Raw genomic sequence first — 18747 nt, forward strand, 5'->3', positions numbered from 1 at the left:
GTGCCCCCTTGGCTCCGCGACAGGGCCGTCGCGCCGCGGCTGTCAGCGGTCCAACAGCCCCGCTGGCAGCCGCAACATCAGGTCGGGGTCCGGGCAGATGGATTGCCAGACATCCCAAAGGCTTTCATGCGCCACTCCGAAGAAGTTGGTTGTCTGTGCCAGCATGTCGGTCATGATCTGGAAATGCACATGCGGTGCCCAGCCCCCGTTTTCGTGCCAATGCCCAAGATGCGCGATGGGTTCGCCGGCCACTACGGTATCGCCGGGTTGCAGCAGGCTTGGCAATGTCCCGGCAAGATGGCCATACAAGGTGTAGACCGGCAGGCTGCCGACCTCATGTTCCAGGATCAGCGTATGGCCATAGTCCAGCGGGTCGGCGTTGTAATGCACAAGCCGCACCACACCGGGCAGCGGGGCATAGAGCGGCGTCATCGCGGGGGCAAAGACGTCGATCCCCATGTGAAGCGTCCGGCGTTCGGGGCTGGCGGCATCGGCGAACTGGGCACTGGCATAGACGCTGCGCTTTTCACCATAGGGGCCAAGGCCATAGCGCGCGCCGGTGGCGCCGAACCAGGCGTCAAAGGCCGGATCCGAATAGGCAGGCATTGCCGGATCCGTGCCGTCCGCCCGCAGGACGATGGTATCGCTGTGCGACGGGGCCGGGCGCAGGATCGGCGCGATCTCGGCCTTGTGCAAGGCGGCACAGATCACGCTGGAACCGGCAATCGCCTCTTGGCCCTGACCCGCGCGCAGCACTGCGCGCAGCAAGGCCTGGTCCACCTGCGCGAGACGCGCCTGAACCTCGGGGGACGAGGCTGCCAGAAGCGCGGGCAGATCCTCGGCAGGGGCGCCGCTGGCGCGCAGGGCTGCGTAAAGGTCGGGTTGGTCGGGCAGCGGGTTGGTCATCTGGCACCTCGGGTTCGTTCCGGCGGCAGCATGGGCCGGAGCGGCGCAGACCTCAAGCCTTGGCACCGCGGATGGATTGGGGCACCATGGCGCCGTCCTTGCCGCATATTCCGGAGGCCCTGATGCCGCGCCATGCTGTCGTTGCCATTCTCGTGACCCTGAGCGCATTGATGCTGGCTCCTGACGCACGGGCGCAACTGGACGCGCGCGACATGGAGATCTGCCGCCAGCAGTGCATGTCCCGCGCCCGCGACGCAAGCGATCCGCGCTATGGCGCCTGTGTGCGCACCCGGTGCGAGGGTCAGGCGCCGCGCCGGGCCGCGCCCTCCCGCCGCGCCGCTGCACCTGTTGCGCCTGCGGCTCCGGCCGGACAATGGGCGTTGGATACCCATGATGCGCTGGGCGTTTCGGTGCATGTCCAGACCGAAGACGGCCTGATCGGCGTGGCCTGCGCGCCCGAAGGGGTGGCGATCCGTGTGACGAACGGAATGTTCCGCGCGCCGGTTCTGGGCTGGATCACGGATACCGGCAGCGCGGGGGGCACGATCCAGCCCACGCCCGGTGCGGTCCATTCGGAGATCCGCGGATCCGCCTGTGCATTGGGAGTGCCGGGCCTGTCGGCGGCCACTGCGCTGGTTCTGGTCGATGTGCCGGTTGTGCCGAAAGGGGCGGGGCAGGGCTTTGGCCTGACCCTTCCCTCGGGCGAGGTAACGGTGGCGACGGGCGCCGAAGTGCAGGCGCGTTTCCCCGGCACGCGCCACGTTCCGGTTCTGGGGCTGGCTGTCGGCCTTGGTGCGCTGGCCGCCAGTTGCCCGCCGCTGGCCGAGGCGTTGCGGCAACCCTGTCCCTGAACCCGCGGGCTCGCGTCCGTTGCGCCTTGCCGTAGCTGGCCCGGCCCATTATCCCATGTCCAGCCAGTTGCGGAGGATCACCCCATGAGCACCAACCAGCGTTTCGACAAGTCGAAACTTCCCAGCCGCCATGTGACCGAGGGCCCGGCGCGCGCACCGCATCGCAGCTATCTGTACGCGATGGGATTGTCCGAAGAGGAAATCCATCAGCCGCTGGTCGGTGTCGCAACCTGCTGGAACGAGGCCGCGCCCTGCAACATCGCCCTGAACCGGCAGGCGCAGGTGGTGAAGATGGGCGTCAAGAAAAATGGCGGCACGCCCCGCGAGTTCACCACAATCACCGTGACCGACGGCATCGCCATGGGGCACGAGGGGATGCGGTCCTCGCTGGCCAGCCGCGATGCCATTGCCGATACGGTTGAACTGACGATGCGGGGGCATTGCTATGATGCCATCGTCGGCCTTGCGGGCTGCGACAAGTCGCTGCCCGGCATGATGATGGCCATGGTGCGGCTGAACGTGCCGTCGGTGTTCATCTATGGCGGGTCGATCCTGCCGGGTCGCTATCAGGGCCGCGACCTGACGGTGCAGGATCTGTTCGAGGGTGTGGGCAAGGTGCAGGCCGGCACCATGTCCGAAGCCGAGCTGGACGTGATGGAGCGCATCGCCTGTCCGTCGTCCGGGGCCTGCGGCGCGCAGTATACCGCCAACACCATGGCCTGCGTGTCCGAGGCGATCGGCCTGGCCTTGCTGAATTCCTCGGGTGCCCCGGCGCCTTATGAAAGCCGCGACCAGTATTGCGACTATTCGGGTCAGGCCGTCATGGATCTGATCGAAAAGAACATCCGCGCACGGGACATCGTGACGCGCAAGTCGCTGGAAAATGCCGCCCGCGTGGTGGCCTGCACCGGCGGATCCACCAATGGCGCGTTGCACCTGCCGGCCATCGCGCATGAGGCGGGTATTGATTTCGACCTGTTCGATGTGGCCGACATCATGCGCGACACCCCCTATTTCGTGAATCTGCGTCCGGGCGGTGAATATGTGGCCAAGGATCTGTACGAGGTCGGCGGCGTGCCGGTGGTGATGAAGGAACTGGCCAAGGCCGGTCTGATGCATCTGGACTGCATCACCGCCAGCGGCCGCAGCATCGGCGAAGAGCTGGAGATGATCGAGGGCAAGGCTGATGGCCGCGTGATCTATCCGGTGGAAACCCCGATCACGGCCACCGGCGGCGTTGTGGGCCTGAAGGGCAACATCGCCCCCGATGGTGCCATCGTGAAGGTTGCAGGCATGTCGGAAAAGGAACAGGTGTTCACCGGCCCCGCCCGCGTCTTTGAATGCGAGGAAGAGGCGTTCGAGGCCGTCAAGGCCCGCACCTACAAGGAAGGCGAAGTGATCGTCATCCGCAACGAGGGCCCGGCAGGCGGCCCCGGTATGCGCGAGATGCTGGCCACGACGGCAGCCCTGTCGGGGCAGGGCATGGGCAAGAAAGTGGCGCTGATCACCGATGGCCGGTTCTCTGGCGCGACGCGCGGGTTCTGCGTGGGTCACGTTGGCCCCGAGGCTGCGCATTGCGGCCCCATCGCCCTGCTGAAGACCGGCGACATGATCACCATCAACGCCTTGACCGGCGAAATCTCTGCCGATGTGTCGGACGAGGAATTTGCCCGCCGCAAGGTTGAATGGAAAGGACCGCGCAAGACCGAATACGCCTCGGGTGCGCTTTGGAAGTATGCCCAACTGGTGGGCAAGGCGCGCTATGGCGCCACCACCCATCCGGGCGCCAAAGCCGAGACGCATGTCTATATGGATCAGTAAATCCCTGCTGGGGGCCGCCGCGCTGATGGCGCTGGCGGCCTGCCAGATGACCGATCCGCCGCCATCGCGGTTTTCCGGCCCGCCACCGGCCCGGATGGGCGTGGCGGGGGGACAGGTGATCGTGGCGGGGCCGCGCGGGTTCTGTATCGACCGTGAGGTCAGCCGCGATGCCCAGGGCGGGGCTGCGCTGGCGGTATTGTCGGCTTGCCGGGGTCTGGGCGGCGGCCTGCTCGGCCCTGCCCCGTCGCAGTCCGCCGTGCTGACCGCCGCGGTTGCCGCCAAGGGGCGGCTGATCGACATTGATGCGGCGGCGGCAGGGCTGGACAGGTATTTCCAGTCGGACCGCGGACGCGCCGCACTCAGCCGGTCGGGCAAGGCCGCGACGATCCGGATCCGGGAAGGCTTTGCCGAGAATGGCGCATTCCTGCTTTACCTGACCGATAGTACCGCCTTTTCGTGGGGGGCCGTTCAGCCCGAGTACTGGCGCGCGCTGTTGCAGGTCGGCGGGCGTATGGTGACGGTGGCAGTCCTTGCCGTACCGGAAAGCCCGCTTTCGCGCGATGCGGGCCTGTCGCTGTTGCGTGAATTCATCGCTTCGTTGCGCAATGCCACGGAGACTGCGGCAATTCCGAAAGCCTGACACCGTTTACTGTTTCCGCATGGAAGCATGTTCTATACTAGGCGAAGGACTGTCCTCGGCGCAGGTGCAACGGGGCAAATGGGTAATGGGTATGGCGGGCAGGCTGGACGGTGTTCTTGACCGGTTGGTGATGCGGCGCGCGCTGCGCCGTTGGCGAAAGGCGGCTGATGCTGCCGAAACGCAGGATCTGGAATCCCTGCGCAGGCTGCGCGGAATTGCCCGCCAGCACCGCCACCACATCGACCGCGTGCTGCACAGCGCCGAAGGCCGGCTTGCGCTTCCGGTGATCGGCCCCAACCCGATCCGTCGCCCACCAGGTTCTGACTGGGCCTGGCGCCCGGATTTGTGGCGCGGCCCGGTCCCCGCCGCAGGCCATGCGGGAATCGAGAGTCGCACCCCGCTGTGCGATGGCGCCACGTTGTTTCACGATTGCCGGGTATCGGAAATCACCACCCGCCAGATCCGCAACCGCCGCGAGGAGGATATCGCGCCCTTTGGCTTGCGTATGGATGTGTTCCATTTTGACGGCAGCTTCCTGTCCATTGTTCTCGATCTGCCGTCCGAGGCGGTGAACGGCCTGCGAACCAAACATCTGATACGGCTGGACACGATCGTGGAAATGGAAAAACCGCTGGAGATTTTCGCGCGGCTGAATGTGAAACACGGGCCGAATGTGGAACAGGTCGTGCGCGAAATGCCCTTGCACGACCCCGAAGTGATGGTCGAATTCGATCTGTTCTATACCAAGCTGAACGAAAAGCGTGTCGAAAAGGCGTGGGTCGATCTGATCTTCGAAGGGCCGCAGCTTAACCAGATCGTGCTGCGCGATGTCACGCTCAGCCGCCGTCCGCGCGCAGAATTGTAGGGAGCCCGTCATGGCAGAACCCGTGCTGACCGAAACCCGCATCCGTGCCGGACTTTGGGAGGGCGTGCTGCGCGCCGATCCTGCCGGTCCCGTGCCCGAGGTCGAGGTGCGCCATCTGGACCGCCGGGTCGAAGGGGCGACCCTGGCCTCTATCCCCGACAAACCGGGGCACTGGGCATTGCGCGTGCCGGTGCCTGTCCAGGCGTTGTCGGACGGGGTGCAGACCTTTGTCATCCTTTCCACGACCAGTGGCGCAACGCTGGGGCATTTCACCATCGTGACAGGGGCGGATCGTGGCGAGGATTTGCGCGCCGAGGTCGATCTGTTGCGCGCAGAACTCGACATGCTCAAACGCGCGTTCCGTCGGCATTGCCTGGAAACGATGTAGCCGCTCAGGGCGCCGCCGCTGGTCGGAGGAACTTTGCGCCATCCTTGCGCGCCCCGCCACCTGCGCCGATCTGGGGCAGGGCGGAACCGTTCAGTCGCATCGCGGGCGTGGTTTCCAGCGCGGCCCGCAAGGTTTCCAGCGTGCCGGTCATGTCACTGCCCAAGGCAACCTTCTGCCCGGTCATCTCCGCCTTGGCGGCGACGACGGACACCACCTGCGGCGCCCCACCCGTCATGCTGAAGACCGGCGCACCGGAGGAGCCGAAGTCCACATCGCACGACAACACCATGACGCCCGGCTGGTGCCCAAGGACATGGCACACCTCTTGCAGTGAGGGTGCTTCTGCCCGGTCTCTGGCATAAGAGACGACACCGACAGCATCGCCCTTTTGCGGATGGCCCCCGGTGGCGTAGGGCCTGATCGAGGGCAGCCGGATCGGCGTGTCCAGCTCCAGCAGCGCCAGATCGTACTGCACACGCTCCATGCTCTCGCTGCCATCGTAGACATAGTCGGGATGCGCCACTGCGCGGCGCACATTGCGGTAGGCGGCGGCGCGGCCATTGCGCCATCCGGCCAGAAACTCGATCGCCGAGGCATCGAGCCGTTCGCCTGTCTTGCGGTCCCACAGGCAGTGGGCAGCCGTCAGCACCAGGTTGGGGGAGATCAACGCCCCCGTGCAAAAGCCCTTGCCGCCCAGGTTCAGGCGCCCCACGGCCTCCCATCCCTTGCTGTCGGTACCCGTCTCCAGCCGGCGCAACCCGTCGGCGCAAGCGGGTTGGGCAAGGGCCGTCAGGGCGATGATCAGGGCAAGGCGCATCACGGACGGCATCACATTCTCCGGCTTTTCACCGGCCGGGGTATAGATCCGGCATGGCAAAAGTTGGGCAGGTTCAGCCCGCAGTCAAGGCGCGCGGCTTTGGGCCGCCGGTCGCCCAGTCCAGCAATTCCACCGTATGCACGACCGGCACTCCGGTGCCAGATCCTATCTGCATCATGCAACCGATATTTCCTGCGGCGATGATGTCGGGGCGCCTGGCCTCAAGCGTGGCCACCTTGCGGGTTTTCAGTTCGGCCGAAATCTCGGGCTGCAACAGGTTGTACGTCCCCGCGCTGCCGCAGCACAGGTGGCTGTCGGCTGGTTCCACCACGTCGAACCCGGCGCGCGTGAGCAGATCCTTGGGCGCGGATTTGATCTGCTGGCCATGTTGCAGCGAGCAGGCGGCATGATAGGCCACGCGCAGCCCCTTGGCCCCACCTTCGGGAATGTCCAGCCGGACCAGCAGCTCCGAGATATCCAGCGCCATGCCCGCGATGGTGGCCGCATCTGCCGCCATCGCCGGATCGGTGCGGAACATATGGCCGTAATCCTTGACCGTGGTGCCGCAGCCGCTGGTGTTGATGACGATGTGATCCAGGCCACCGGCCTGTCTCTCGGCCATCCAGGCGCGGATATTGGCGGCGGCGCTGGCATGGGACAGGTCGGCCTTGCCCATGTGATGCGTCAGCGCCCCACAGCATCCCGTGCCTTTGGCCACCACCACCTCGCAGCCCAGACGGCGCAGCAGGCGGATGGTCGCATCGTTGATGTCGGTGTTCAGCGCCTTCTGGGCGCAGCCTGTCATCAGTGCCACCCGCATCCGGCGCGCGCCCTGCGCGGGGAAGCTCTGCGGATCGTCGTTGCGGCTGACCGGGGGGATCGTCTTCGGCGCCATGGCGATCATCGCGCGCAAACGCGCATCGGGCAGCAGCGCCACAAAGGGGCGCCCCAGCCTGGCCAGCCCCAGCGCCAGCCGAAACCGCGTGGGATAGGGGATGATCCGCGCCAGCACCGCGCGCAGCATCCGGTCCATCAGCGGCCGCTTGTAGGTGCGTTCGATATGCGCGCGCGCATGGTCCACCAGATGCATGTAATGCACGCCGCTGGGGCAGGTGGTCATGCAGGCCAGGCAGGAGAGGCAACGGTCGATATGCTTGACCGTGTCCGCATCCGCCGGGCGATCCTGTTCCAGCATGTCCTTGATCAGGTAGATGCGGCCGCGCGGGCTGTCCAGCTCGTCGCCCAGCACCTGATAGGTGGGACAGGTCGCCGTACAGAACCCGCAATGCACGCAGGACCGCAGGATGTCATTCGCGCGGGCGATTCCGGGATCGGCCAACTGATCGGGGGTAAAGAATGTCTGCATCGCGCTACCCCATCAGGCCGTGGTTCAGAATACCGCGCGGGTCGAACTGCGCCCGCAGGCCCGCAGTCAACGCCGCAACAGGGGCCGGTTCCGGGTGAAAGACCGGCCAGCCGGTGCCGCGCACCAGCGTGGCATGGCCCTGAAAGCGGCCCAGCCGCGCCCGCAGGTCGGTCCCTTGCGCCATCCGCAGCCAGACAAGCCCGCCTCCCCAGTCATACAGCACCGCCTCTGCGCCGGCGCGGACCACCAGCCCCGGCGCATCCGAAGGCTTTGCCGACAGCCGCCATACATCGCCGGGCTGGTCGTGAAACGGCGCCACATCGCGGATCTCGGCCCATGGCCCGTCTGGCGCGATCTGCCCGCCCAGCAGCGCCTGCAACCGGCCCGCGCGATAGGCAACCTGCGCCGCCAGCCCCTCGACCCGCAAGAACGTGCCGCGTCCGGGCCAATGCGCGGCCCCGGTCACGTCAAACGGCGACCCCAGCGCCTGCGCCATGGCGGCCACCGCCTGCGCATCGTCCAGACCCTCCAGCACCAGCGTGGCCTGCGCGGCCGGGGCAGGCAGCACCTTGAGGCTGACCTCGGTCAGCACCCCCAATGTGCCGTGACTACCCGCCAGCAGCTTGACCAGATCATAGCCGGTGACATTCTTCATCACCCGTCCGCCGTTCTTGACGATGCGGCCGGTGCCATCCACGAACCGCACCCCCAGCAGGAAATCGCGCGCGGCCCCCGCCTGCACCCGGCGCGGTCCGCTGGCATTGGTCGCGATCACCCCGCCCAGCGTGCTGTCGCCCTGCCGCCCCAGCACCCCGCGCAGATCCGGCACCTCAAAGGCCAGCCGCTGCCCTTCCGACGCGAGCAGCGCCTCGAGCTCGGCCAGCCGTGTTCCGGCCCGCGCCACCAGCGTCAGCGCACCAGGATCATAGAGCGTGACCCCCGACAGCCCGCCAGTCTCCAGCACTGTACCCGAAGCCGCCCCCAGCGCCCGCGTCCCCCCGCCACGCAGCACCAGCGGGCCTGTCGCATCGCGCAGCGCAGCGGCGATCTCGTCTTCGGTCTCGGGCCGCATCGGCTGCCTCATCATCTTGCTCCAAATACCCCGGGGGTGCGGGGGCAGGGCCCCCGCCTGCGCTCAACCCGCGCGCCGCCCGGCCGAGGCGGCCAGCGGAAACACCTTGGCCGGGTTCAGCAACCAGCCCGGATCGAACACGTCCTTGACCTGCATCTGCGCCTCCAGATCGTCGGGTGCATATTGCACCCCCATCAGATCGCGCTTTTCAATCCCAACTCCATGTTCGCCGGTCAGGCAACCGCCTACCTCCACGCACAGCTTCAGGATTTCGGCCCCCAGCGCCTCGCATCGTTCCAGATCGCCGGGCGTATTGGCGTTGAACAGGATCAGCGGGTGCATGTTGCCATCGCCGGCATGAAAGACATTCGCCACATCCAGCCCGAATTCGCGGCTCAGCGTGCCGATTCCACGCAGGACACGCGGCAGTTCCGATACCGGGATCGTGCCATCCAGGCACATGTAATCGTTGATCTGTCCCATGGCGCCAAACGCCGATTTCCGGCCCAGCCAGATGCGTTTCGCCTCGTCCTCGGATCGCGCTTCGCGGAACTCCACCGGCGCGTGTCGGCGGGCAATCTCTCCGATCAGCTCCAGTTGCGCGGCGATCTCGGCTTCCGATCCCTCGACCTCGACGATCAGCAGCGCCTCGGTCATCGGATAGCCCGCCTTGGCAAAGGCTTCGCAGGCCTCGATGCAGGGCCGGTCCATGAATTCGATCGCCACGGGCAGCACACCCGCCTTTATGATGTCCGACACACAGGCCCCGGCCACCTCGCTCGAGTCAAAGGCAATCAATACCGGCCGCGCGCCCTCGGGCTTGGGCAGAATGCGCAAGGTCGCCTCGGTCACTACGCCCAGTTGGCCTTCCGAACCGCAGATCACCCCCAGCAGGTCGATCCCGCCCGCATCCATGAACGGGCCGCCCAGTTCCACCACGGTGCCATCCATCTGCACAAGCGTCACCCCCAGCAGATTGTTCGTCGTCACCCCGTATTTCAGGCAATGCGCTCCGCCCGAATTCATCGCGATATTGCCGGCTATCGCGCAGGCAAGCTGACTGCTGGGGTCGGGGGCGTAAAAGAACCCGTCTGCCTCGACCGCGCCGGTCACGGCCAGGTTGGTGCGCCCGGTCTGCACCCGGATGAAGCGGTTGGGATAATCCACCTCCAGCACGCCGGTCATCCGCGCCACCCCCAGGATCACCGCATCCGCCGTCGGCATCGCCCCCCCGGCCAGCGAGGTGCCCGACCCGCGCGGCACCACCGGCACCCCCTCGGCATGGCAAACCTTCAGCACAGCCGCGACCTCGGCGGTCGTCCGGGGCAGCACGGCGGCCAACGGCGCACAGCGATAGGCGGTCAGCGCATCGCATTCATAGACCCGCAACTCGGCTTCGGCCGAGATCACCGCATCGGCGGGCAGCACGGCGCGCAGACGCTCGACGATCCGGTCCTTGCGCGCCAGCACGACGGCATTCGGGGCAGGCATGTCCATGGCGGGCCTCTCAGGCTAACTGGTAAGATTAAATAACCAGTTTTGCCAGATCGGCAAGCGCAAACCCGCAGGCCGCCTGACCGCCATGCACCTCCCTTGCCGCCCTTGAGGCCTAGTATCCCAGCGCGCAGCCATCCTTGCGCGGGTCGGATGCGCCTTCCAGCACGCCGCTGCCATGAAGCCAGATCGCCTGTGCCCCGCCCAGCGGTTCCTCGGACCACGAAACGGCATGGCCCCGGCCAGCCAGATCGTCAAACACCGCGCGGGAATAGCCGGTTTCCAGCCGCAGCCCGTCACGCCCCGAAAACGGCCCGGTAAAGCTGCGTGGCGCGTCTATGGCGGCTTGCATGTCCATGCCGTGGTCCAGCAGGTTCGACACCAGCCGGGCATGGCCCGCCGGCTGATAGGCCCCGCCCATCACGCCGAACGGCATCACCAGCCGCCCGCCCTGCCGCAGCATCCCCGGAATGATCGTATGCATCGGCCGCTTGCCGCCTGCGGCCTCGTTCGGATGGCCCGCGGTCAGCACAAAGCCGGCGCCCCGATTCTGGAACCCGATCCCGAACCGGCCCGAGGCCAGCCCCGACCCGAAGGCATGGAACACCGAATAGATCAGCGACACCGCCATGCCGTCACGGTCCACTACCGTCAGATAGACCGTGTCGCGGTGGATGGCCTCGGTCAGCGGGGCCGCTGCGGGCATTGCGCGGCGCATGTCGATCAATGCGGCCAGCCGCGCAGCGGTTTCGGACCCAAGCATATGGTCGAGCCGCGTGGTATGATCGGCATCGGCCAGAAAGCGGTTGCGCGCATCATAGGCGAGCTTGGTCGCCTCGGCCTCCAGATGTGCGCGGTCGGCGCCGAACGGGTCCATCGCGGCCAGATCGAACTGCGCCAGAATGTTCAGCATCAGCAGCGCGGTCGCGCCCTGGCCATTCGGCGGATGCTCCACCACCTCGCCGCCGTTGTAGCCGCCGCTGACCGGGTCGGTATAATCGCAGGCGGTGGCGGCGAAATCCTCCATCGTATGCACGCCCCCCAGAGCGCGCAGGCTGGCGACCATGTCCTCGGCCACCTCACCCTCGTAGAATCCGGCCCGGCCCTGTTGCGCGATCCGGCGCAGCACCTCGGCCTGGCCTGGGGCGCGGAACACCTCGCCCACCTGCGGCGCCCGACCCCAGGGCAGGAAATGCCGCCGTCCGTCGCCTTGCAGATGCGCGGCTTCGCCCCAGTCGCGCGCCGTGCGGGGGGCCACCGGCACGCCCTGCTCCGCCGCGTCGATGGCAGGTTGCAGCAGCCGCGCCATCTCCATCCGGCCCCAGTCGGCGTTCAGCCGGAAAAAGGCATCCACCGCGCCCGGCACCGTCACCGCCTCGACGCCATAAAGCGGCACCGTCGACATACCCCGCCCGCGCATCTCGGCGGCCGACAGCGCGGCAGGCGCGCGGCCCGAACCGTTCAGCGCGACGATCCGCTCCTCCCCCGCCGGTTTCAGCAGCACAAAGCAATCGCCGCCCAACCCCGTCATCTGCGGCTCGCACAGGCCGAGCACCACCCCGGCCGCAATCGCCGCATCCGCCGCATTGCCCCCGTCGCGCAGCACATCCACCGCCACCCGTGCAGCCAGCGGATGCGAGGTCGCGCACATTCCGTTCAACGCATATACCGCCGACCGTCCCGGCTTCTGGAAATCCCGCATCCTGTCCTCCGTGTTTCGCGGGCAGACTAGCCAGCGGTTGATCACGCGAAAAGGGCAGATCGGTACTCCCGACCTGCCTTTCATCTTGCATCAAATACCCTCGGGGGGTGAATGGCCCGGTACGGGCCAGAGGGGGGCAGACAGCCCCCCTTTCGCCGTCAGAGCCGCTCGATGGCCAGTGCAATGCCCTGACCGCCGCCGATACACATGGTGATCAGGGCGCGTTTGCCGCCGATACGCTCCAGCTCGTACATCGCCTTGACGGTGATGATCGCGCCGGTGGCACCCACCGGATGCCCAAGGGCAATGGCGCCGCCGTTCGGATTGACCTTGGCGGCATCCAGTCCCAGGGCGCGGTTCACGGCGATGGCCTGAGCGGCAAAGGCTTCGTTCGATTCGATGACATCGAAATCGCCGATGGTCAGGCCGGTGCGGGCCAGCAGGTTTTCCACTGCGGGGATCGGGCCGATCCCCATGATGCGCGGTGCAACGCCCGCATGGGCATAGCCGATGATCCGCGCGCGGGGTTTCAGCCCGGCCTTTTCGGCGGCATCCGCGCGGGCCAGAACCAGCGCCGCCGCACCATCGTTGATGCCGCTGGCGTTGCCTGCGGTCACGGTGCCATCTTTCTGGAACACGGTCTTCAGTCCCGCGAGCGCCTCGGCGCTCGTGGCCTTGGGGTGCTCGTCAACCTTGAACTCTTCGACGCCTTTGCGTGTCTTCAACTCTACCGGCACGATCTGATCGGCAAAATACCCGGCTGCGATGGCTGCTGCCGCCCGCTTCTGGCTTTCCAGCGCAAAGGCATCCTGATCGGCGCGGCTGATGCCATGTTCGGCGGCCACGTTTTCCGCCGTGACGCCCATATGGCCGGTGCCAAACGGGCAGGACAGCGCGCCGGTCATCATGTCGACCGCCTTGGTATCGCCCATCTTCTGGCCAAAACGCGCGGCGGGCAGGGCATAGGGCGCGCGGCTCATGGCCTCGGCACCACCGGCCACGGCGAACTCGGCATCGCCCAGCATCAGGGCCTGCGCTGCCGAAACGATGGCCTGCGCGCCCGATCCGCACAGGCGGTTCACGTTCATTGCAGGCGTCGCTTCGGGGATGCCGGCCTGGATGGCTGCGACGCGCGACAGGTACATGTCGCGCGGTTCCGTGTTGATGACATGGCCAAAGACCACGCTGCCGATCTGCCCGGCCTCGACCCCGGCGCGGGCCAGCGCGGCCTTGGTGGCGACGGTTGCGGTGTCGATGGGCGCAAGGCCCGCCAGGCTGCCGCCAAAGGTGCCAATGGCGGTGCGTGCGCCGGAGAGGATGACGATATCGGACATGGGTTCAGCCTTCTGGTTTGAAATGGTCGGGGTGGGCCGCCTGAACGGCCGGGATGTCATTCAGCGCCGCCATGATGGCGGTGATGCGCGGCAGGGCAGACGTGTCGATGCCCCAGCGCGCCGCATTATACATTTGCGGCACAAGGCACAGGTCGGCCAGGGTGGGCGTATCGCCGTGGCAATACCGGCCGGTGGCCGTATCCCCCAGCATCCGCTCGACTGCGGCAAGGCCGGGAGGAATGAACCGCTGCATCCAGCTTTCCATGGTGATCGCCCCGCCCGAGGCGTCGACCGCATGGCGCGCGACGGAAAGATTGCAGACCGGATGGATCTCCATCGCCACGGCATGAGCCAGGGCACGCACCCGTGCACGCCCGGCCGCATCGGCGGGCAAGAGGCCCAGCCCGCGGGTTTCGTCCAGATATTCGAGGATGGCCAGCGATTGGGTGAGCGTCTGGCCGTCAATCTCCAGCGTCGGAACCAGCCCTTGCGGATTGCGCGCCAGGTTTTGCGTATCCCGATGTTCTCCGGTCAGCAGATTCACCGAGACCGCCTGCCAGTCCAGCCCGGCAAGCCCCAGCGCGATGCGGACCCGGTAGCTGGCCGATGATCGCCAGTAGTCGTAAAGCACGACGCCCATGATCTCCCCCCTTTGCCCGGCGCGGATCATTGGCGGGGCCGGACCCAGCGTCAAGGGGCGCCGTGCTGCATGTGCAAACGACGTTGCGCCACTTGGAACACTCAGGCCGCGTCGCTGTCGCTGAGCGGCGCCAGCCCGGAGGGGCGCGTATGGGGGGTGAACAGCTTTTCCAGGCTGAAGGAGGATTGCCTGCCGAGATCGTCAAAATGCCGGTTCAGCCAGTCGTCCGCCCATTCCCGCCCGCGCTCGAACAGCTTTTGCAGATAGGCCCAGTCGGCATTCAGCTTGCTGGACGCAGCCAGATCCCGCAGATCCTCGGCGCAGTGGATCATGTGCAGACGGACCTCGCCTTGCAGATCCACCCGGCCCTGATCGGCAAGCTGGCGCAACAGGTCCAGCGTGCGCAGTTCCTTGATAAGACTGGTGTTGAAGCTGATCTCGTTCATGCGATTGATGATCTCGCGCGCGGAACGCGGGATCTCGTCCCGCAGCATCGGGTTCAACTGGACGATCAGCACGTCGTGCTCGCCCCGGTCAATGACAAGCGGGAACAAGGCGGGGTTGGCGGAGAACCCGCCATCCCAATAGGCCTCGCCGTCGATTTCCACCGCCTGATACATCTGTGGCAGACAGGCCGAGGCCATGACCGCCTCTGTCGAAAGGTCGCCAGTGGAAAAGGTGCGGGCCTGTCCTGTGCGCACGCTGGTGGCGGTGACATGCACCTTGATCGCTTCGCAGCGGTTGAGGACGGCGAAATCCACCTGTTCGGCAACCAGATCCTGCAAGGGGTTCAGCCCAAGCGGGTTCAATTCATAGGGCGAGAACATCCGGCTCAGGCCATCCAGCATCAGATAGGCGGGCGAATTGTCTAGCGAATCGTTGCCCATCAGCCGGTCCCATGGCGAGGGTTGCATGGGGGAAAACCGCGCCGCCTCGCTGACCGCTTGCCAAAAGCGGGTCAGCGCCGCGCGGGCCCCTTCGGCCCCGCCGGTTTCATAGGCGGCGGCCAGAACCACCGCATTCATTGCGCCTGCGCTGGTGCCGCTGATCTGGTCGATCCGCAGGCGGGAATCCTCCAGCAAGCGGTCCAGCACGCCCCAGGCAAGGGCGCCATGCGAGCCGCCACCCTGAAGGGCAAGGCGGATCGGAAGCTGGTTTTCTGGCTTTGCCATGAATTGCGACTCCTGCGGGCATGTCTGGCACCACCATGCCCGAAACCGACCTGCACAACAAGGAAATGCTGCGGCGCAGCAAATTTCAGAGTGCCCCGATTCCGCGCAGGACGATATCCTTGACGCTTTGTTTGGCATCGCTCCATTGCTGATCCGTCAAGGCCCGGCCACCGTTCAGGGTTTCGATCTGATGGCCGAAATCGGCATAGTGCTGGGTCGTGGCCCACAGCATGTACAGCAGATGGCGCGGATCGACGGGGGCCATGCGTCCGTCCGCGATCCATCGGTTGATCACTGCGACGCGCCCTTCTGTCCAATCGCGCAAGGTTGTTTCCAGGTAGTCCTGGATCACGGGGGCGCCGTGCATCACCTCGGAGGCCCAGACCTTGGATCCGTGCGGATGCTGGCGGCTGATCTCCATTTTGGCGTCGATATAGGCTGCGATGCCTTGGGCGGGGTCTTCGGCATGGTCCATGGCATCGGCGGCGTGCAGCCAGATCTCGAAGATCTCCTGCACGACACGGCGATAGAGATCTTCCTTGGTGGTGAAATAATAGTGCAGATTTGCCTTGGGCAACCCGGCCATATCCGCGATCAACTGCATGGTTGCACCGCCAAACCCCGCCTCGGCAAAGACTTTTTCGGCTGCCTGCAAAATGAGCCGTTCATTCTGCTCGCGGATCTCTTGCCGGCGCATGGGGCGTGCGGTTTCGGTCATGGCGCCTCGCGGTTCAAGAAAGTCGTTGACCGGATGGTCAGGTTATGGTGCCTTCCTATCTGACCATACGGTCAGGAACAGATTCCAGGCAAGGGGCGCAAAGACCCCTGTCGACAGGGAGCAAGCGATGACGCCAGCAGGACAGAATCTGCGGATCGATTCCGCGCGGCTGTGGAACAGCCTGATGGAGATGGCGCAGATCGGGCCGGGTGTTGCGGGCGGCAACAACCGCCAGACGCTGACCGATGCCGATGGCGAGGGGCGCCACCTGTTCGCCCGCTGGTGCGCCGATGCGGGCATGACGATGGGCGTCGACACGATGGGCAACATGTTCGCCACGCGGGCGGGGACCGACCCGGAGGCCCTGCCGGTCTATATGGGCAGCCATCTGGATACCCAGCCGACGGGCGGCAAATATGACGGCGTTCTGGGCGTTCTGGGGGCGTTGGAAGTCGTGCGCACGATGAATGACATGGGGGTGCAGACCCGCCGCCCCATCGTTGTCACCAACTGGACCAACGAAGAGGGCACGCGGTTTGCCCCGGCCATGCTGGCAAGTGGCGTCTTTGCCGGAATGCACACGCAGGACTATGCCTATGACCGCGTCGATGCCGAAGGCAAGCGGTTCGGCGACGAACTCGCCCGTATCGGCTGGGTCGGCGAGGAATCCGTCGGCGCGCGCAAGATGCACGCCATGCTGGAGCTGCACATCGAACAGGGCCCGATCCTGGAGGCCGAGGGCAAGAATATCGGCGTGGTGACCCATGGCCAGGGGCTGTGGTGGTTGCAGATCACCCTGACCGGCAAGGATGCGCATACCGGGTCCACCCCGATGGCCATGCGGGTGAATGCGGGCCTTGGCATGGCGCGGGTGACCGAACGTGTCCACCAGATCGCCATGAGCCATCAGCCCGATGCGGTGGGCGCCATTGGCCATGTGCAGGTGTTCCCCAACAGCCGCAACGTGATCCCCGGCAAGGTGGTGTTCACCGTTGACATCCGCACCCCGCATCAGGCCAAGCTTGACGCCATGCGCGCCGAGGTCGAACGCGCCGCCCATGCCGTGGCGGCCGAACTGGGCCTGGGATGCGAGATCGAGGCGGTCGGGCATTTCGATCCGGTGACGTTCGACCCCGGTCTGGTCCAGGTGGTGCGCGGCGCGGCCGAACGGCTGGGCTACAGCCACATGGATATTGTCAGCGGCGCCGGCCACGACGCCTGCTGGATCAACCGCGTGGCGCCGACCGTGATGATCATGTGCCCCTGCGTCGGCGGCCTCAGCCACAACGAGGCCGAGGAGATTTCGCCGGAATGGGCGGCGGCGGGCACCGATGTGCTGCTTCATGCGGCGCTTGAGGTGGCGGAGGTTGTGGGGTGATCGGACACACCAACCCCGCCCCGGCCCGATGCCTCGTCCCGCATTCCGCGCCCGATCGTACCAGAGGCCCCGGCTCCGGGCCGGGGCGGGTTGCCCTTCATCCAGCAGAGGCCGCACATGACCACCATCATCCGTAACGGCACCATCGTCACCGCAGACCTGACCACCAAGGCCGACGTCCGTATCGAGAACGGCGTGATCACCGAGATCGGGCAGAACCTGACAGGTGGCACCGAGCTTGACGCCACCGGCTGCTATGTCATGCCCGGCGGGATTGATCCGCATACCCATCTGGAGATGCCCTTCATGGGCACATATTCGGCGGATGATTTCGAATCCGGGACGCGGGCCGCGCTGGCGGGGGGCACCACGATGGTGGTGGACTTCGTGCTGCCCGGTCAGGGCCAGGGCCTGATGGATGCCGCGCAGATGTGGCACAACAAGTCGGGCCGCGCCCATTGCGACTACAGCTATCACATGGCCATCACCTGGTGGGGTGAAAAGGTGTGGGAAGACATGGAGGCCAGCGTCAAGGCCGGCATGACCAGCTTCAAGCACTTCATGGCCTACAAGGGCGCCTTGATGGTGAACGACGACGAGATGTTCCAGTCGTTCCGCCGGGTGGGCGATCTGGGCGGTATTGCGATGGTCCATGCCGAGAACGGCGACGTGGTGGCCGAACTGACCGCCCGCCTGCTGGCCGAGGGCAACACCGGCCCCGAAGGCCACGCCTATTCCCGCCCGCCGCAGGTCGAGGGCGAGGCGGCCAACCGCGCCATCATGATTGCAGACATGGCGGGCGTGCCGCTCTATGTCGTGCACACCAGTTGCGAGGACAGCCACGAGGCGATCCGCCGCGCGCGCCAACAGGGCAAGCGCGTCTGGGGCGAGCCGCTGATCCAGCATCTGGTGCTGGATGAAAGCGAATATTTCCACCCCGACTGGGACCATGCCGCGCGCCGGGTCATGTCGCCGCCGTTCCGCAACAAGCAGCATCAGGACAGCCTGTGGGCCGGGCTGCAATCTGGGTCGTTGTCCTGCGTGGCGACGGATCACTGCGCCTTTACCACCGACCAGAAACGCTATGGCGTGGGCGATTTCTCGAAAATCCCCAATGGAACCGGCGGGTTGCAGGACCGGCTGCCAGTGCTTTGGGCGCAAGGGGTGAACACCGGGCGGCTGACGCCGAACGAATTCGTTGCGGTGACCAGCACCAATATTGCCAAGATCCTCAACATGTACCCCAAGAAGGGTGCGGTTCTGGTGGGGGCCGATGCCGATCTTGTGGTCTGGGACCCCGAGAAAACGGGCGTGGTTTCCGCCGCGACCCAGCAGTCCGCCATTGATTACAACGTGTTCGAGGGCCAAAAGCTCAAGGGGATGCCGCGCTATACCCTGACGCGCGGTCGCGTCGCGGTGGAAGACGGCGCCATGAAGCCGCAAGAGGGCTGGGGCCAGTTCACCCCGCGCGCCCCGCGCCCCGCCGTCAACCGCGCGCTGAGCCAGTGGAAAGAGCTGACCGCACCGCGCCCCGTGAAGCGCAGCGGGATTCCGGCGACGGGGGTCTGATCCGGCCATGATCC

17 protein-coding genes are annotated in these 18747 nt (G+C 66.2%); 7 read left to right on the top strand and 10 right to left on the bottom strand.

What is annotated here, in order from left to right:
• Positions 1-42: 42 nt before the first annotated feature.
• Positions 43-906, bottom strand: a complete 864-nt coding sequence (locus BW970_RS16935) for a peptidoglycan DD-metalloendopeptidase family protein (protein WP_076533664.1) — start codon at positions 904-906, stop codon at positions 43-45.
• Positions 907-1028: 122 nt separating this feature from the next.
• On the opposite strand from BW970_RS16935, the gene BW970_RS20945 reads away from it, so the two are divergent.
• The 5 genes from BW970_RS20945 (at position 1029) to BW970_RS16960 (ending at position 5471) form a co-directional block, all read left to right on the top strand.
• Entirely contained in the window at positions 1029-1757 is a 729-nt protein-coding gene (locus BW970_RS20945; RefSeq protein ID WP_188475573.1) for a hypothetical protein, read from the top strand.
• Positions 1758-1841: 84 nt separating this feature from the next.
• Complete coding sequence (ilvD, locus tag BW970_RS16945) at positions 1842-3578, top strand: dihydroxy-acid dehydratase (protein ID WP_076533668.1); 1737 nt, start codon at positions 1842-1844, stop codon at positions 3576-3578.
• The gene (locus BW970_RS16950) at positions 3559-4218 is read left to right on the top strand and encodes a hypothetical protein (RefSeq protein WP_144038998.1); all 660 of its coding nucleotides are present in this window, start codon (positions 3559-3561) and stop codon (positions 4216-4218) included. The genes ilvD and BW970_RS16950 overlap by 20 nt, the downstream gene beginning before the upstream one ends.
• 91 nt (positions 4219-4309) lie before the next feature.
• Complete coding sequence (locus BW970_RS16955; protein WP_076533672.1) at positions 4310-5083, top strand: DUF6478 family protein; 774 nt, start codon at positions 4310-4312, stop codon at positions 5081-5083.
• Positions 5084-5093: 10 nt separating this feature from the next.
• Positions 5094-5471 carry a hypothetical protein gene (locus BW970_RS16960; RefSeq protein ID WP_076533673.1) on the top strand — a complete coding sequence of 126 codons (378 nt, stop codon included), beginning with the start codon at positions 5094-5096 and terminating at the stop codon, positions 5469-5471.
• A 4-nt stretch (positions 5472-5475) separates the two neighbouring features.
• Here the strand turns inward: BW970_RS16960 and BW970_RS16965 are convergent, their stop codons facing one another.
• The 9 genes from BW970_RS16965 to BW970_RS17005 form a co-directional block, all read right to left on the bottom strand.
• Positions 5476-6288, bottom strand: a complete 813-nt coding sequence (locus BW970_RS16965; RefSeq protein WP_076533759.1) for a trypsin-like serine peptidase — start codon at positions 6286-6288, stop codon at positions 5476-5478.
• A gap of 73 nt (positions 6289-6361) precedes the next feature.
• Positions 6362-7654 carry a glycolate oxidase subunit GlcF gene (gene glcF / locus BW970_RS16970; protein ID WP_076533675.1) on the bottom strand — a complete coding sequence of 431 codons (1293 nt, stop codon included), beginning with the start codon at positions 7652-7654 and terminating at the stop codon, positions 6362-6364.
• Positions 7655-7658: 4 nt separating this feature from the next.
• Positions 7659-8726 (bottom strand): FAD-binding protein, encoded by a 1068-nt coding sequence (locus BW970_RS16975; protein ID WP_076533676.1) that lies wholly within the window; start codon positions 8724-8726, stop codon positions 7659-7661.
• Between the two features lie 63 nt (positions 8727-8789).
• Positions 8790-10223 (bottom strand): FAD-linked oxidase C-terminal domain-containing protein, encoded by a 1434-nt coding sequence (locus BW970_RS16980; protein ID WP_076533678.1) that lies wholly within the window; start codon positions 10221-10223, stop codon positions 8790-8792.
• A 112-nt stretch (positions 10224-10335) separates the two neighbouring features.
• Positions 10336-11922 (bottom strand): gamma-glutamyltransferase family protein, encoded by a 1587-nt coding sequence (locus BW970_RS16985; RefSeq protein WP_076533679.1) that lies wholly within the window; start codon positions 11920-11922, stop codon positions 10336-10338.
• A 158-nt stretch (positions 11923-12080) separates the two neighbouring features.
• Entirely contained in the window at positions 12081-13256 is a 1176-nt protein-coding gene (locus BW970_RS16990) for an acetyl-CoA C-acyltransferase family protein (protein ID WP_076533681.1), read from the bottom strand.
• A gap of 4 nt (positions 13257-13260) precedes the next feature.
• Entirely contained in the window at positions 13261-13896 is a 636-nt protein-coding gene (maiA, locus tag BW970_RS16995) for a maleylacetoacetate isomerase (protein WP_076533682.1), read from the bottom strand.
• A 101-nt stretch (positions 13897-13997) separates the two neighbouring features.
• Entirely contained in the window at positions 13998-15068 is a 1071-nt protein-coding gene (locus tag BW970_RS17000; protein ID WP_076533684.1) for a patatin-like phospholipase family protein, read from the bottom strand.
• A gap of 85 nt (positions 15069-15153) precedes the next feature.
• Positions 15154-15786: a TetR/AcrR family transcriptional regulator gene (locus tag BW970_RS17005; protein ID WP_076533685.1), complete on the bottom strand. Its 633-nt coding sequence runs from the start codon at positions 15784-15786 to the stop codon at positions 15154-15156.
• A 127-nt stretch (positions 15787-15913) separates the two neighbouring features.
• Here BW970_RS17005 and BW970_RS17010 point away from each other — a divergent pair, with 127 nt between their 5' ends.
• Positions 15914-17164, top strand: coding sequence for a Zn-dependent hydrolase (locus tag BW970_RS17010; RefSeq protein WP_076533687.1), 1251 nt, complete (start codon positions 15914-15916; stop codon positions 17162-17164).
• 117 nt (positions 17165-17281) lie between these two features.
• Positions 17282-18733: a dihydropyrimidinase gene (gene hydA / locus BW970_RS17015; protein ID WP_076533688.1), complete on the top strand. Its 1452-nt coding sequence runs from the start codon at positions 17282-17284 to the stop codon at positions 18731-18733.
• Positions 18734-18747: the final 14 nt, after the last annotated feature.

The organism is Gemmobacter megaterium (assembly GCF_900156815.1).
Taxonomy (GTDB): domain Bacteria; phylum Pseudomonadota; class Alphaproteobacteria; order Rhodobacterales; family Rhodobacteraceae; genus Wagnerdoeblera; species Wagnerdoeblera megaterium.

Bases quoted from the DNA above. Each gene is read 5' to 3' on its own strand.
- BW970_RS16985 (WP_076533679.1), bottom strand. From the start codon at position 11,922: ATGCGGGATTTCCAGAAGCCGGGACGGTCGGCGGTATATGCGTTGAAC.
- BW970_RS16950 (WP_144038998.1), top strand. From the start codon at position 3,559: ATGTCTATATGGATCAGTAAATCCCTGCTGGGGGCCGCCGCGCTGATG.
- BW970_RS16955 (WP_076533672.1), top strand. From the start codon at position 4,310: ATGGCGGGCAGGCTGGACGGTGTTCTTGACCGGTTGGTGATGCGGCGC.
- BW970_RS16960 (WP_076533673.1), top strand. From the start codon at position 5,094: ATGGCAGAACCCGTGCTGACCGAAACCCGCATCCGTGCCGGACTTTGG.
- BW970_RS16980 (WP_076533678.1), bottom strand. From the start codon at position 10,223: ATGGACATGCCTGCCCCGAATGCCGTCGTGCTGGCGCGCAAGGACCGG.
- BW970_RS16965 (WP_076533759.1), bottom strand. From the start codon at position 6,288: ATGCGCCTTGCCCTGATCATCGCCCTGACGGCCCTTGCCCAACCCGCT.
- hydA (WP_076533688.1), top strand. From the start codon at position 17,282: ATGACCACCATCATCCGTAACGGCACCATCGTCACCGCAGACCTGACC.
- BW970_RS17010 (WP_076533687.1), top strand. From the start codon at position 15,914: ATGACGCCAGCAGGACAGAATCTGCGGATCGATTCCGCGCGGCTGTGG.
- BW970_RS20945 (WP_188475573.1), top strand. From the start codon at position 1,029: ATGCCGCGCCATGCTGTCGTTGCCATTCTCGTGACCCTGAGCGCATTG.
- BW970_RS17005 (WP_076533685.1), bottom strand. From the start codon at position 15,786: ATGACCGAAACCGCACGCCCCATGCGCCGGCAAGAGATCCGCGAGCAG.
- BW970_RS16935 (WP_076533664.1), bottom strand. From the start codon at position 906: ATGACCAACCCGCTGCCCGACCAACCCGACCTTTACGCAGCCCTGCGC.
- BW970_RS16990 (WP_076533681.1), bottom strand. From the start codon at position 13,256: ATGTCCGATATCGTCATCCTCTCCGGCGCACGCACCGCCATTGGCACC.
- ilvD (WP_076533668.1), top strand. From the start codon at position 1,842: ATGAGCACCAACCAGCGTTTCGACAAGTCGAAACTTCCCAGCCGCCAT.
- BW970_RS16975 (WP_076533676.1), bottom strand. From the start codon at position 8,726: ATGCGGCCCGAGACCGAAGACGAGATCGCCGCTGCGCTGCGCGATGCG.
- maiA (WP_076533682.1), bottom strand. From the start codon at position 13,896: ATGGGCGTCGTGCTTTACGACTACTGGCGATCATCGGCCAGCTACCGG.
- BW970_RS17000 (WP_076533684.1), bottom strand. From the start codon at position 15,068: ATGGCAAAGCCAGAAAACCAGCTTCCGATCCGCCTTGCCCTTCAGGGT.
- glcF (WP_076533675.1), bottom strand. From the start codon at position 7,654: ATGCAGACATTCTTTACCCCCGATCAGTTGGCCGATCCCGGAATCGCC.